Below are 13,625 nucleotides of genomic sequence, written 5' to 3' on the forward strand. Positions count from 1 at the left end.
TCGACGATCGGCGTCCGGTCAGCCCGAGATGACGACGGAGACGCTCTCGACCTCGGCCGCGAGCTCGCTGCCGGCCGGCGTGGTGAGGGTCGTGGTGCCGGTCGCGGCGGTGCCGGTGAACTCGTGCAGCGCGGTGCCCGCGTCGTCCGCGAGGGTCACGCGCACGTCGAGGCCGTCGCACGCGGCGTCCACGCCGCTCAGCACGATGCCGGTGGTGTTGTAGGCGCCGCCCGCGTAGGCGTTCTGGAAGCCGACCTCGATGGCCGCGCCGCCCTCGGGCTGGCACGACGCGACGATCTCCGTCGCGGCACCGAGCGAGGCGGAGTCGACGTTGAGCTGGGCCGCGGAGGCGAGCGAGAGGCCGGCGACGCCGACGACGGCGAGGGCGATGGCAGCAGACTTACGGCGCGTGGAAGCCATGGGGGATGTCCTTCTGTCGGGACGGACGACCTGGGTGGGATCGCCCGGTACGGGGGTGAGTGCACCGGTGGGGGCCGGTTGTCCCGTTTCATCGGTCCATGTCGGACACGCCTTGAGCCGAGACGCGCACCAGTCTGGGTGAGCCGTCATGGCGCCGCGGGCCGTTCGGGGCGCATGTGCCCAGGTCACACGCCTTTTCACCCGCTCGCGCGGGGACGAACCGGACAGATCGGTCACCCCCGGCTCGCGCGTTTCACCCGATCGGCCCACGTCCGACGGGGCCGCGTGCCGGGTGCGACGCACGGCGCGAGGTGAAAGGAGAGCCGCCTGTCGGACTCGAACCGACGACCGTCCGCTTACAAGGCGGGTGCTCTACCACTGAGCTAAGGCGGCGGGCCGGACGGGGCGGTGGCCCCGCCCGGGTGGGCAAGTCTGCCAGAGGGTCAGCCGCGGGCGGCCTCGATCGCGGCCTCGAGCACGCCGTCCTGGCGCCAGTCGCCCGCGAGCTCCTCGCCGTCCACGAGGATCGTCGGCGTCGCGAGGCGCTCCAGGTCGGCCTCGGCGAGAGCGGTCGCCTCCGCGGCCCACTCGCGGTAGCTGCCCTGCGCCAGGTCGTCCGCGACCTCCTGGGGCACCCCGGCCTCGACGGCGATGTCCGCGATCTCCTCGTCGGAGAGCCCGGACGTGCCCTCCTCGGGCTGGTTGGCGAACAGCAACGCGTTGAACGCGACGAAGGCCTCGGGCGCCTCCTCGGCGACGTGGAACGCGGCCGAGGCCGAGCGCGTCGAGAACTGCGAGCCCTGGGAGGCGCGGTCGAGGATCGTGATCGGGTGGTAGTCCACGACGACGTCACCCGCCTCGCGAAGCTCGTCGAGGACGGGCCCCTGGGTCTGCTCGAACAGCCCGCAGAACGGGCACATGTAGTCGGCGTACACGCTGACCACGACGACGTCCTCGCCGAAGGCACCGTCCTCGAACGTCGCGCGCGGCGCGCCGTCCTCGGTGACCATCGCAGGGGGGTCGGCCACCACGCCGTCGGCGTCGACCACCACCCCGCCGCGTTCGGTGGTCACGGTGGGCTCGAGCTGCTCACCGAGCGGCGCGGGCTGGCCCGAACGCAGGATGGCCCAGACGACGCCGCCCAGCACGAGCAGGCCGACGACGAGCAGGGAGACCACCACGACGCGCTGACGCCGGGCGGCGCGCTCCTGCTCCTGGCGGAGCTGGGCGGCCGCGACGCGGGCGTCCTCGCGGCGCTGGGCCTTGGTGGGGCGGGGGTCGGTCATGACGTTCCTTCCGATCGAGGGGTGCGGCCGTGCCCGGCACGCCGCACGCGGGTGAGGAGGGGCCGCGTGGCGCGGCCGGGGAGGTGCAGGGGTGTCACCCGAGCAGCGCGGGGCCGTAGCGCAGCCCCACGAGCGCGGCGAGCAGCAGGAGCCACGTCCACACGACCACGACGTCGACCTCGTGCTCGATCGCCCAGCGGGCGCGCGCCTGGATGCGGCGTGGCAGGTAGAGGTTGTCGTCGCGCACGTTCACGTGCGTGAGCGTGGTGAACACGAGCGTGGTCGAGACCGTGACGAGCAGGCACCAGGGGCACAGGGCGCCGATCTCGAACATCGACTGCTGGAAGAGCCAGTACGCGAAGACCAGGCCCAGCGTGTAGACGGCCTGCGCGGACGCCATGAACCAGCGCGGGAACCGCACGCCGCCCAGCGACGCGACGGCGATCGTGATCACCACGGGCTCGGCGACGAGCCCCAGGAACGCGTTGGGGAAGCCGAACAGCGAGGCCTGCCACGACTGCGCCACGGTGCCGCACGACAGCACCGCGCTGACGTCGCACGCGAGCTGCGCGTCCGGGTTCTCGGCGAGGAGCAGGGCGTCGATCGACAGGACGAACGACGCGAGGAGGCTGATGCACGCCGAGACGAGCATCGTCGTGAAGATGAAGCGGTTGTCGTGGCGCAACCGGAAGGCGCGCGCCAGAGCGGTGTCGGCCGAGGGCGCGGCCTCGGGAGGCGGGGTGGGCGCGGGACCTCGTGTCGAGGTACGGCCCGTGGACGGCAGGGACATGGGTGGTCTCCGGGGTGGCGGCCGCGACGGTGGCACGAACGGTGGGTGGGCGGGCGCTCAGGCGAGCGCGAGCGCGGGCGGACCGCGCCGCCACGGCGCGCGTCCGGCGCCCACCGGCACCACCGACCACGTGCGCCCGAGCACGGCCGTACGCGGCTCGTCCACGGGACCGACGGCGACGTCCCGCGCAGGGAGGCGACGCCGTGCCCCCAGCACGCGCGCGACCGCGGCGAGCGCCGAGGCGACCACGGCGGCGGTCCCGAGGCCGGCGCACGCACCGGCCAGGTGGGCGAGGAGCACCGGGACCGCGACCATCAGCGCGATCGCCGTGACCGTGCGGCCCTCGGCCCCGAGCGCGAGACCGCTCGGGCAGTCGACCTCGGTCCGCACGAGCGCCATCCGCAGACCCAGCTGACCCGCCGCGCCGTCGGAGACGCAGCGGTGCACGAGCACGGCACCGTCCCGCATGAGCCAGGCGACCACGGGTGCGAGCACCGCCAGGACGGGGGCGAGCAGCAGCCAGCCCCGGCGTCGCGCGATGCTCATGCGGGCCACGATACGCACGCCACCTGGGAGTGCCCAGGGTCCTGCGGCCCACGCCCACGCGTCGACGCCCGCACCCGCCACGGGCCGGGCGCCCGCCCCACGACGCGCGCGACCGCTCAGCGCAGGTCGGGCGGGCCCGGCAGGGGCCACCAGACCGTCCCGTGCCCGAGCAGGACGAGCGCGACCAACGCGCCGGTCGCGACGAGGCACACGAGCACGAGCCCGACGGCGACCGCCGTGGGCGGGGCGAGCGCCGCGAGCGTCCACCGGGCGCCCGCGCGCGTACGTCGGCTCATGGGGCCGAACCACAGCACGAGGAGCCCGATCAGCACCGCGACCGCGAGCAGGGCCGCGGTGACCCACGGCGCGTTGTCGGCCAGCTCACCCGGCGCCTCGCCGGGTGCCGGTCCGACGACGTGGAGCCGTCCGGTGTCGAGCAGCCACCACCCCACGCCCCCGGTCATGACCACGAGGCTCGCCCCGACCAGGGCGGCGGGCAGCACGCCCAGCAGGCCCCGCAGCAGGTGCCAGGGCGCGAGCGCGACCGAGCCGGCGACGTCGCCCCGGCCCGGTCCTCGCCGGGCACGGCGGCCGTGCACCTGGTCGACCGCGAGCCCGACGGCACGCACGAGGACCGCGAGGACGGCCGCGACGACCAGGGCGACACCGGGGCGGGCCGCACCCGCCGCGAGCAGCACCGCGCCGAGCGCGAGGACCGTGCCGGTGCGTCGGCGGGGCACGGGTGGTGCCCACGGGGCCTCGGGGGCGCCGTCCTGCGCGGGGACCGCCTGCGGGCCCGCGTGGTCCTCCGTGCCCTCGTACGCCTCGTCCTCGTACACCTCGTCCGCGTACGCGTCGTCGTCGTACGCGTCGTCCTCGTCCTGCGCCGGAAGGGACTGCACGGCCGTCGCGTCGTCGTCGACCGGGAGCACGCGCGTACCACCGGCTCCCCCGGCCGCCACCACCGCGGTCGCCGGCTCGAGCGGCGTGAGCGTCGTCGCGACGCCGTCGGCGTCCTGCCCGCCCCCGGGGCCCGGGTCGGTGTCCCCCGTGGCCGCGAGCTCGAGCTCCTCGACCACCGTCGCCGCCGAGGCGCGGCGCCACGGGTCCACCGAGAGCGCCGAGCGCAGGGCCGCGGACGTGCGCCGGTCGAGACCGTCGAGGTCGGGCTCACCGGCCCTCGCCCGCGCGAGCACGGCCTGGAGCGGCCGCGTCCCGAACGGTGCCCGGCCGGTCGCCGCGAACGCGAGCAGCGCGGCCCAGCCCCACCAGTCGGCCGCCTCGGACGGCTCACCCCCCTCGAGCAGCTCGGGCGAGAGGTACCCGGGCGTCCCCGCCACCAGACCGGTCGACGTGACGCGTGCCTCGTCGACCGCCTGGGCGATGCCGAAGTCGATGAGCACCGCGCCGCGCGAGGTCATCAGGACGTTGCCCGGGGTCAGGTCGCGGTGCAGCACCCCGGCCGCGTGGACCACCTCGAGCGCGGCGCGCAGCTGCTCGGCGAGCTCCGCGAGGTCGTCGGCACCGAGGGGTCCGTGCTCGCGCACGTGGGCCGCGAGGTCCTGGCCGTCGAGCAGCTCGGTGACCACGAACGCGTCGGTCGAGTCGATCTCGGCGTCGAGCACGCGGGCCACGCCGGGGTGACGCACGCGCTGCAGGTGGGCGACCTCGCGGCGCAGGCGCTCACGGGCGTCCGGGTCCTGACCCAGGTGCGGGTGCAGCAGCTTGAGCGCGACCAGGGCCCCCTCGCCGTCGGCGGCGCGGTAGACCGCGCCCATGCCGCCCTGCCCGAGCGGTCCGAGCACGCGGTACCCACCGACCTCCGTCCCGGGGGCGACGCCGATGCGCTCCATGCAGCCACGCTAGCCGCCGCGCGCGTCCGGGGCCCGCGCCGCGCAGGCGCCCGGCGCGTCGGCTCGGTAGCCTGCGTGGCAGATCCGAGGAGCTGAGGCAGTGGCACGCACGGGGTACGAGCTGGTCGTCGTCGCGAACCGTCTTCCGGTGGACGTGGTCCTCGAACCCGACGGGACGACGTCGTGGCGCAGGTCCCCCGGCGGCCTGGTCACGGCACTCGAGCCGGTGATGCAGACGACCGACGGCGCGTGGGTCGGCTGGTCGGGAGCACCCGACCACGAGGCCGAGCCCTTCGACTCGGGCGGCATGCGCCTGGTACCCGTGCCCCTGAGCCGCGGTGAGGTCGAGCAGTACTACGAGGGCTTCTCCAACGACACCCTCTGGCCGCTGTACCACGACGTCATCAGCCCGCCCGAGTTCCACCGCACGTGGTGGGACGCCTACCGGCGGGTGAACCGTCGCTTCGCCGAGGCCGCCGCGCAGCAGGCGGGCGAGGGCGCGACCGTGTGGGTCCAGGACTACCAGCTCCAGCTGGTCCCCGCGATGCTCCGCGAGCTGCGGCCGGACCTGCGCATCGGGTACTTCCACCACATCCCGTTCCCGCCCTTCGAGATCTTCACGCAGATGCCGTGGCGTCGTCAGGTGGTCGACGGCCTGCTGGGCGCGGACCTCATCGGCTTCCAGCGCGCGGGCGACGCCGCCAACTTCATCCGTGTGGTGCGTCGGCTCACCGACCTCACCACGCGCGGTCCCGTCATCACCGTTCCGGGCGAGGACGGTGCGCGGCACGTGCGCGCCTCGGCCTTCCCCATCTCGATCGACTCGGCCCGGTTCGACGAGCTCGCCCGCAGCGAGGCCGTGCGCGAGCGCGCCCGCGAGATCCGCCACGACCTGGGTGACCCGCAGGTACTCCTGCTCGGGGTCGACCGGCTCGACTACACCAAGGGGATCCGGCACCGGATCAAGGCCTACGGCGAGCTCCTCGCCGAGGGCCGGCTGCAGGTGCCCGATGCCGCACTGGTCCAGGTCGCGAGCCCCAGCCGGGAGAACGTCGAGGCGTACCAGCAGCTCCGCGAGGAGGTCGAGGTGCTGGTGGGGCGCATCAACGGCGAGCACGGCCAGATCGGCGCGGCGGCCATCTACTACATGCACCACTCCTACCCGCCGGAGGAGATGGCGGCCCTCTACCTCGCGGCCGACGTGATGCTCGTGACCGCGCTGCGGGACGGCATGAACCTCGTGGCCAAGGAGTTCGTCGCGGCCTGCACGGACGACCGTGGGGTGCTGGTGCTCTCGGAGTTCGCGGGCGCGGCCGACGAGCTCTCGGGCTCGCTCCTGGTCAACCCGCACGACATCGACGGCCTCAAGGACGCGATCGAGCGCGCGGTGACCATGGAGCCGCGCGAGATGCGGCGCCGCATGCGCAAGCTGCGCCGCCGCGTGCTCGAGGACGACGTGAACAAGTGGTCGCAGCGGTTCCTCGCGACCCTCAACGCGGTGCCGCACGCGCCGGCGGGCGGACGATGAGCGGCGACGCCACCGGGACCGTGCCCGACGACCTCGCGCGCGCCCTCGACGCTCTCGCGGCGCACGTGCGCGACGGTGGCCGTGCGCTCGTCGCGCTCGACTTCGACGGCGCGCTCGCGCCGCTCCAGGACGACCCGGACGCGAGCCGCGCCCTGCCCGCGGCGGTGACGGCACTCGCACGCCTCGGCACCGTCCCCGGCGTCACGCTCGCGCTGGTCTCGGGTCGCGGCGTCGCGGACCTCGCGGCCCGCGCCGAGGTGCCCGACGGCACCCTCCTGGTAGGGAGCCACGGCGCCGAGCGCGGCAGGGTCGTCGACGGCGGCCCGGAGCGCCACGACCTCGAGCTCGACGAGGCCACCGCCGCGCGGCACCGCGAGATCACCCGGGCACTCGTCGAGGCGGTCGAGGGCACCACGGCCCGCGTCGAGCACAAGCCCGCCGCGGTGGTGCTGCACACGCGCACCGCCGAGCCGGCCGACGCCGAGCGGCTCACGGCGTTCGCGCTGGGCCTGGGCGAGCGCGACGGCGTCGACGCGATGCACGGCAAGGCGGTGGTCGAACTCGCGGTGCTGCACGTCACCAAGGGCGACGCGCTGGCCGACCTGCGTGCCGAGACGCGTGCCGGTGCGCTGCTCTACGCGGGCGACGACGTCACCGACGAGCGCGCGTTCCGCACGCTCCAGGCCGACGACGTCACCATCAAGGTGGGCGAGGGCGACACCGCGGCACGCTTCCGCGTCCACGACCCCGAGGGCCTCGCCGCCGCGCTCACGCGGCTCGCGGCGGCGCTCGCCTGACCCGGCGCGAGCGCCCGGGGCCCGCCGAGCGGCCGCGGCGCGCGCCGGTACCGGATCGTGACCTCGGTCGTCGCCGGTCCCGCACACGGTGTGGCAGGATGACGACGTCGCACGGGTGACGTGGCCCACACCATCGACGGTGGCGTGCCGCGGCACCCGTGTCGGTGTCACAGAGGACACCTGACGCACCGCTCTACGACGGATCGTCCGGCACGTACCTGCCGGTGGAGGGATGGACGCACCATGGCCACTGTCACCTATGACAAGGCGACCCGGATCTACCCGGGCACCGAGCGCCCCGCGGTCGACGCGCTCGACCTGCACATCGAGGACGGCGAGTTCCTCGTCCTCGTCGGCCCCTCGGGCTGCGGCAAGTCGACGTCGCTGCGCATGCTCGCGGGCCTCGAGGACGTCAACGACGGCCGCATCCTCATCGGGGACCGGGACGTGACCGACGTCCAGCCCAAGGACCGCGACATCGCGATGGTCTTCCAGAACTACGCGCTGTACCCGCACATGTCGGTCGCCGACAACATGGGCTTCGCGCTCAAGATCGCGGGCACGCCGAAGGCGGACATCCGCAAGCGCGTCGAGGAGGCCGCCAAGATCCTCGACCTGTCCGAGTACCTGGACCGCAAGCCGAAGGCCCTCTCGGGTGGCCAGCGCCAGCGTGTCGCGATGGGTCGCGCGATCGTGCGTCAGCCCCAGGTGTTCCTCATGGACGAGCCGCTGTCGAACCTCGACGCCAAGCTCCGCGTCCAGACGCGTACGCAGATCGCCTCGCTCCAGCGCCGCCTGGGCGTCACCACGGTCTACGTGACGCACGACCAGACCGAGGCCCTCACGATGGGCGACCGCATCGCGGTGCTCAAGGACGGCCTGCTCCAGCAGGTCGGGACGCCGCGCGACATGTACGACACCCCGGCCAACGTGTTCGTCGCCGGCTTCATCGGCTCGCCCGCGATGAACATCGGCTCGTTCGTGGTCTCGGACGGCGCGGCGCAGCTCGGTCAGACGCGCATCCCGCTCGAGCGCAGCATCGTCGGCTCCATCAAGCCCGAGGACAAGGGCCACATCACCATCGGCTTCCGTCCCGAGTCGCTCGACATCGTGACCCAGGCGCACGAGGGCGCGATCCCGATCAAGGTGGTCCTCGTCGAGGAGCTCGGCTCGGACGCGTTCGTCTACGGTGAGCTCGCGGGCGCGGGTGCGGCCGCGAAGGACATCCACTCGGGTGCCGGCGACGCGCAGATCATCGTGCGCGTCGACCCGCGCCAGGTGCCGCGGAAGAACGAGACGATCTGGGTGGCCATCCGCCCGGGTGAGCGTCACGTGTTCTCGGCCGCGAGCGGCGCACGCATCACCGCCTGACCCAGCTCGACCCAGCGACGGGGCGGGACGGCACCAGCCGTCCCGCCCCGTCCTGCTTCGGGACCGTGACCGAGGAGACCCCCGTGCCGCACTCGCTGCAGATCACCGCCGCCGCGCCGGACCCCGCCCTGCTGGACCTGCCGTGGCACATCCCGCTCGAGGAGTGGCCCGCCGAGAACCTCGCCGCGCTGCCCCGAGGCATCTCGCGGCACGTCGTGCGGTTCGTCAAGCTCTCGGGGCGCGTGATCGCGGTCAAGGAGATCGGCGAGACCGTCGCGTACCGCGAGTACGAGCTGCTACGTGCGCTCAACCGCCTCGACGTGCCGAGCGTCGAGCCCGTGGGCGTCATCACCGGGCGCCGCTCGCCGTCGGGCGAGCGGCTCGAGGCGGTGCTCATCACCAAGCACCTGCAGTTCTCGCTGCCGTACCGCGCGCTGTTCAGCCAGTACCTCCAGCCCGACACGACCGGGCGCCTGATCGACGCCCTCGCCGTGCTCATGGTGCGGCTGCACCTCACGGGCTTCTACTGGGGCGACGTGTCGCTGTCCAACACGCTGTTCCGTCGCGATGCCGAGACGTTCGCGGCGTACCTCGTCGACGCCGAGACCGGCGACCTGCATGAGCGCCTGTCCTCCGGCCAGCGCGCGTACGACCTCGAGGTCGCGCGGGTCAACATCATCGGCGAGCTCATGGACCTCGAGGCCGGCGACCTGCTCGAGCAGGGCGTCGACACGGTCGCGATCGGTGCGCGCCTGGTCGAGCGCTACGAGGAGCTGTGGGCGACGCTCACCGACGCCGAGTCGTTCGACACCGGCGAGCGGTGGCGCGTGGCCGCGCGCATCGAGCGGCTCAACGCGCTCGGCTTCGACGTCGGCGAGCTCGACATCACCACCGACGTGGACGGGACGAGCGTGCGCATCCAGCCCAAGGTGGTGGACGCGGGCCACCACTCGCGCCGGCTCATGCGCCTCACGGGCCTCGACGTCCAGGAGAACCAGGCCAGGCGCCTGCTCAACGACCTCGACGCCTACCGCGCCGCGACCGACCGCCAGGGTGAGGACGAGGAGTTCGCCGCGCACGACTGGCTGACGACGGTCTTCGAGCCGGCCGTGCGTGCGGTCCCGCGCGAGCTGCGGACCAAGCTCGAGCCGGCACAGATGTTCCACGAGATGCTCGACCACCGGTGGTACGTGTCGCGTGAGCAGGGTCGCGACGTCCCGATGGCCGAGGCCGTGCGCAGCTACGTCGAGCAGGTGCTCCGTCACCGCCCGGACGAGCGCGCCGTGCTGGGTGCGGTGCCGGGCGTGGACAGCACGGCCCTCCCCCGCTTCGAGGAGGGCTGAGCGCCGCGCGCTCAGCCCTGCCGGCGGATCCGGTCGACCTCGTAGAGGCCGATACCCGCGGCGACGCCGGCGTTGAGGCTCTCGACCGCCGAGCGGATGGGGATCGAGGCCACGACGTCGCACGTCTCGCGCACGAGGCGGCCGAGGCCCTTGCCCTCCGAGCCCACGACGACCACGACCGGGTCCGTCGCGAGGTGCAGCTCGCTGACGGGCATCGACCCGCCCGCGTCGAGCCCCACCACGAAGCAGCCCGCGTCGCGCAGCTCGCCGAGCGCGCGCACGAGGTTCGTCGCGCGGGCCACGGGCACACGCGCCGCCGCGCCCGCCGACACCTTCCACGCCGCGGCCGTCACACCCGCGGCCCGACGCTCGGGCACGAGCACCCCGTGCGCACCGAACGCCCCCGCGGACCGCAGCACGGCACCGAGGTTCCGCGGGTCCGTGACGCCGTCGAGCGCGACGACCAGGGCCGGCTGGCCGCTGCGCTGCGCGCGCGCCACGAGCCCGCGCACGTCCGTGTAGTCGTACGGCGGCACCTGCACCACGACGCCCTGGTGGACCAGGCCGTCCGTGAGCCGGTCGAGCTCGGGCTTGGTGACCTCGAGCAGGGGCACCCGCCGCTCGCTCGCGATCTTGAGGATCTCGCGCACGCGCTCGTCGGCGTCGATCCGGTGCGCGACCCACAGCCCGGCGACGGGCACGCCCGCGCGCAGCGCCTCGACCACCGAGTTGCGTCCGGCGACGATCTCGCCGCCCGTGCTCTCCCGCCGCCGACGTGCGGGAGCGGCCGCGGCGGGGCGCGGCTTCTCGGGCGCGCTCGCGGCGCGGCCTCGGCCGCGCTGCTGGGCCGTGTCGAGCCGCTCCTTGGCGGCCTTGCGCTTGGCCGCGACGTGGTACGGCCTGTCCTCCGCCTTGGGCGTGGGCCCCTTGCCCTCGAGGCTGCGCCGGTTCTTGCCGCCCGACCCGATCGTGGCGCCCTTCTTCGACCCCGCCTTGCGGGTCGCGCCGCGGCGCTGGGAGTTGCCGGCCATCAGTCCTCCTGGTCAGGGGTCGGGGCGAGGGACCACCGCGCCCCGGTGGGCGAGTCCTCCACGACGACGCCCGCGGCCGCGAGACGGTCGCGCACGGCGTCGGCCGCGGCCCAGTCCTTGGCGGCCCGCGCCTGGGCCCGTACCGCGAGCTCGGCCTCGACGAGACGGCCGAGCGCGTGCATCGCGTCGTCGGAACGGCCCGTCTGCTCGTCGGCCCACGTGACGGGGTCGAGGCCGAGCACGTCGAGCATCGACCGCACGGCCAGGAGCTCATCCGCGACGGCGGCGGCGTCCAGCTCGGTGAGCGCGGTGTTGCCGCGCCGCAGGTGCTCGTGCACGACGGCGAGCGCAGCCGGGACGTTGAGGTCGTCGTCCATCGCGGCGCTGAACGCGGCAGGCAGCTCGGACGTCGCGACCTGCGCGTCGATGCGACCCGCGACCTCGGCGCCCACACGCTCGGTCGCACGGCGCACGAACCCTGCGAGCCGGTTCCACGTGGCCTCGGCCTCGTGCAGCGTCTCGGGCGTGTACTCGAGCATCGACCGGTACTGGACGGCGGTGAGCGCGTAGCGCAGCACGGGCGGGGGCACCTGCGCGAGCACGGCCTCGACGAGCAGGGAGTTGCCGAGCGACTTGCTCATCTTGGCCCCGCCCTGCGTGACCCACGCCGAGTGCATCCACAGCCGGGCGAAGCCGTGGCCTGCGGCACGCGACTGCGCCTGCTCGTTCTCATGGTGCGGGAACCGCAGGTCGAGGCCGCCGCCGTGGATGTCGAACGTCTCGCCCAGGTAGCGCTGCGCCATGGCGGAGCACTCGAGGTGCCAGCCGGGGCGCCCGCGCCCGAAGGGTGTGGGCCACGACGCCGTCGGCGGGTCCCCCGCGCGCACTCCCTTCCACAGGGCGAAGTCGTGCGGGTCGCGCTTGCCCGGGCGGGACCCCGTCTCGCCCGCGTCAGGCTTCGCGTCGCGCGGGTCCTCGTCGTCGGGCTCGGGAGCCAGGTCCTCGGGTCGCTGGTTCGTGAGCGACCCGTACTCCGGGTACGAGCGCACGTCGAACCACACGTCGCCGTCCCCGGTCGCGTACGCGTGACCGCGCTCGACGAGCCTCTCCATGAGCTCGACCATCTCGGTCACGTGGCCGGTGGCGCGCGGCTCGTAGGTGGGCGGGAGGATGCCCAGGGCGTCGTGGGCGGCCGCGAACTCCCGCTCGAAGCGCTGGGCCCACGCCCACCAGGGCACGTCCGCCTCGGCCGACTTCGTGAGGATCTTGTCGTCGATGTCGGTGACGTTGCGCACCAGGGTCACGCGCAGCCCGGCCCGTCGCAGCCAGCGGACGAGCACGTCGAACGCGACGTCGGTGCGCATGTGGCCGATGTGGGGCGAGCCCTGCACGGTGGCACCGCACACGTAGATGCCGATCTCGCCGGCGCGCAGCGGGACGAGCTCGCGCGTGGTGCGGGACGCGGTGTCGAAGAGGTGCAGGCTCACCGCGCAAGGGTACCGGCGGCATCCCACGGGGGTGGACCCGCGGGCCTCGCAGGGACATGATCGAGGTATGGCACGCGCGGTGGTGGCGACCGCCTACGGCGGACCTGACGTCCTGCGGGTCGTGGAGCACGACCCGGGGCTCCCGGGGCCGGGTGAGGCCCTGGTGGAGATGCGCGCCGCGGGGGTCAACCCGGCGGACTGGAAGACCTACAGCGGCGCGTGGGGCGACGACGAGGCCCGGCTCCCGCTGCGCCTCGGCTTCGAGCTCGCCGGCACCGTCCTCGAGGCGGGTGAGGGCGTGGACCGCGCCTGGGTCGGCCAGGAGGTCGTCGCGCATCCCGTGAGCGGCGCGTACGCGGATCGGGTGCTCGTGCGCGCCTCGCGGCTCGTCCCCAGGCCCGCGGCTCTCGACGTGACCGAGGCGGGCGCCCTGCTGCTCGCCGGGACGACGGCCCTGCACGCGCTGGACGCCGCCGGCGTGGGCGCGGGTGACACGGTGCTCGTGCACGGGGCCAGCGGCGGCGTCGGCTCGATGGTCACGCAGCTCGCCCTCAGGCGCGGCGCGCGCGTGGTGGGGACGGCGAGCCGCGCCAAGCACGACGACGTGGTCGAGCTCGGGGCGACCGCGATCACGTACGGCCCCGGGCTGCACGGTCGCGTCGAGCAGGCCGCACCCGGCGGGCTCACGGCCGCGATCGACACCGTGGGGACCGACGAGGCCCTCGACACCTCGGTGGCCCTCGTCGCGGACCGCAGGCGCGTGGTGACGATCGTCGCGGCGGCGCGCGGCACGGCCCTCGGCGTGACCGTGATGAGCGGCAACGGAGGGCTCACGGCCGAGCAGCGCGCACGCGCCCGCGAGCACGTCGCGTCCCTCGCCGCCGCGGGCCACCTGCGGGTACGGGTCGGCGCGGTCTACCACCTGGCCGACGTCGTGCAGGCGCACCGGTCCGCGATGTCCGGGACCCGTGGGCGCGTGGTGCTCGTCCCCTGAGCACGCGCGGGCCGTGGGGCGCGGTGCGGTGGTGCGTATCAGGGCTCGCCGTCGGAGCGCAGCTCGCGCCGAGCGCGCCTGCCGCCCCCTGCGGCCGGCGGGGGCGCGGGCGAGGTTGTTCTCGGTGGTTGCGGGGACGGCGAGCGGGTTGCCGGGCTCGGCCATTCCCATCACGGGGG

Annotated in this window: 12 protein-coding genes and 1 tRNA gene; 5 read left to right on the top strand and 8 right to left on the bottom strand. The window is 74.4% G+C overall.

Annotation, left to right across the window (positions count from 1 at the left end):
• Positions 1–18 precede the first annotated feature (18 nt).
• The 6 genes from GXB85_RS16485 to GXB85_RS16510 all read right to left on the bottom strand — a co-directional run bounded on the left by GXB85_RS16485 (position 19) and on the right by GXB85_RS16510 (position 4,895).
• The gene (locus GXB85_RS16485) at positions 19–420 is read right to left on the bottom strand and encodes a hypothetical protein (protein ID WP_161918757.1); all 402 of its coding nucleotides are present in this window, start codon (positions 418–420) and stop codon (positions 19–21) included.
• Between the two features lie 321 nt (positions 421–741).
• Positions 742–813, bottom strand: a tRNA-Thr gene (locus tag GXB85_RS16490).
• Between the two features lie 50 nt (positions 814–863).
• Positions 864–1,706, bottom strand: a complete 843-nt coding sequence (locus tag GXB85_RS16495; protein ID WP_161918758.1) for a thioredoxin domain-containing protein — start codon at positions 1,704–1,706, stop codon at positions 864–866.
• A gap of 94 nt (positions 1,707–1,800) precedes the next feature.
• Positions 1,801–2,496, bottom strand: coding sequence for a vitamin K epoxide reductase family protein (locus tag GXB85_RS16500; RefSeq protein ID WP_161918759.1), 696 nt, complete (start codon positions 2,494–2,496; stop codon positions 1,801–1,803).
• A gap of 57 nt (positions 2,497–2,553) precedes the next feature.
• Positions 2,554–3,042: a hypothetical protein gene (locus tag GXB85_RS16505; RefSeq protein WP_161918760.1), complete on the bottom strand. Its 489-nt coding sequence runs from the start codon at positions 3,040–3,042 to the stop codon at positions 2,554–2,556.
• Positions 3,043–3,158: 116 nt separating this feature from the next.
• Complete coding sequence (locus tag GXB85_RS16510; RefSeq protein ID WP_161918761.1) at positions 3,159–4,895, bottom strand: serine/threonine-protein kinase; 1,737 nt, start codon at positions 4,893–4,895, stop codon at positions 3,159–3,161.
• 100 nt (positions 4,896–4,995) lie between these two features.
• Here GXB85_RS16510 and otsA point away from each other — a divergent pair, with 100 nt between their 5' ends.
• From otsA to GXB85_RS16530, 4 genes are all read left to right on the top strand, one after another.
• Entirely contained in the window at positions 4,996–6,423 is a 1,428-nt protein-coding gene (gene otsA, locus GXB85_RS16515; protein WP_161918762.1) for an alpha,alpha-trehalose-phosphate synthase (UDP-forming), read from the top strand.
• Complete coding sequence (otsB, locus tag GXB85_RS16520; protein ID WP_161918763.1) at positions 6,420–7,220, top strand: trehalose-phosphatase; 801 nt, start codon at positions 6,420–6,422, stop codon at positions 7,218–7,220. Before otsA ends, otsB begins: the two co-directional genes overlap by 4 nt.
• A gap of 243 nt (positions 7,221–7,463) precedes the next feature.
• Entirely contained in the window at positions 7,464–8,591 is a 1,128-nt protein-coding gene (locus GXB85_RS16525; RefSeq protein ID WP_161918764.1) for an ABC transporter ATP-binding protein, read from the top strand.
• Positions 8,592–8,674: 83 nt separating this feature from the next.
• Positions 8,675–9,934 (top strand): DUF4032 domain-containing protein, encoded by a 1,260-nt coding sequence (locus GXB85_RS16530; RefSeq protein ID WP_161918765.1) that lies wholly within the window; start codon positions 8,675–8,677, stop codon positions 9,932–9,934.
• Between the two features lie 11 nt (positions 9,935–9,945).
• On the opposite strand, the gene rlmB is transcribed toward GXB85_RS16530, so the two are convergent.
• Both rlmB and cysS read right to left on the bottom strand, forming a co-directional pair.
• Positions 9,946–10,965, bottom strand: a complete 1,020-nt coding sequence (gene rlmB, locus GXB85_RS16535) for a 23S rRNA (guanosine(2251)-2'-O)-methyltransferase RlmB (protein WP_161918766.1) — start codon at positions 10,963–10,965, stop codon at positions 9,946–9,948.
• A complete protein-coding gene (cysS, locus tag GXB85_RS16540) occupies positions 10,965–12,452 on the bottom strand; it encodes a cysteine--tRNA ligase (protein ID WP_161918767.1) in 1,488 nt (495 codons plus the stop codon). The genes rlmB and cysS overlap by 1 nt, the downstream gene beginning before the upstream one ends.
• A gap of 67 nt (positions 12,453–12,519) precedes the next feature.
• On the opposite strand from cysS, the gene GXB85_RS16545 reads away from it, so the two are divergent.
• The gene (locus GXB85_RS16545) at positions 12,520–13,446 is read left to right on the top strand and encodes an NADP-dependent oxidoreductase (protein WP_202628088.1); all 927 of its coding nucleotides are present in this window, start codon (positions 12,520–12,522) and stop codon (positions 13,444–13,446) included.
• Positions 13,447–13,625 lie beyond the last annotated feature (179 nt).

This window comes from Cellulomonas sp. APG4, assembly GCF_009996735.1.
GTDB lineage: Bacteria > Actinomycetota > Actinomycetes > Actinomycetales > Cellulomonadaceae > Actinotalea.

Coding starts and splice junctions, on each gene's coding strand:
- GXB85_RS16500 (WP_161918759.1), bottom strand. CDS start 2,496: ATGTCCCTGCCGTCCACGGGCCGTACCTCGACACGAGGTCCCGCGCCC.
- GXB85_RS16495 (WP_161918758.1), bottom strand. CDS start 1,706: ATGACCGACCCCCGCCCCACCAAGGCCCAGCGCCGCGAGGACGCCCGC.
- GXB85_RS16525 (WP_161918764.1), top strand. CDS start 7,464: ATGGCCACTGTCACCTATGACAAGGCGACCCGGATCTACCCGGGCACC.
- GXB85_RS16485 (WP_161918757.1), bottom strand. CDS start 420: ATGGCTTCCACGCGCCGTAAGTCTGCTGCCATCGCCCTCGCCGTCGTC.
- rlmB (WP_161918766.1), bottom strand. CDS start 10,965: ATGGCCGGCAACTCCCAGCGCCGCGGCGCGACCCGCAAGGCGGGGTCG.
- GXB85_RS16505 (WP_161918760.1), bottom strand. CDS start 3,042: ATGAGCATCGCGCGACGCCGGGGCTGGCTGCTGCTCGCCCCCGTCCTG.
- GXB85_RS16545 (WP_202628088.1), top strand. CDS start 12,520: ATGGCACGCGCGGTGGTGGCGACCGCCTACGGCGGACCTGACGTCCTG.
- otsB (WP_161918763.1), top strand. CDS start 6,420: ATGAGCGGCGACGCCACCGGGACCGTGCCCGACGACCTCGCGCGCGCC.
- GXB85_RS16510 (WP_161918761.1), bottom strand. CDS start 4,895: ATGGAGCGCATCGGCGTCGCCCCCGGGACGGAGGTCGGTGGGTACCGC.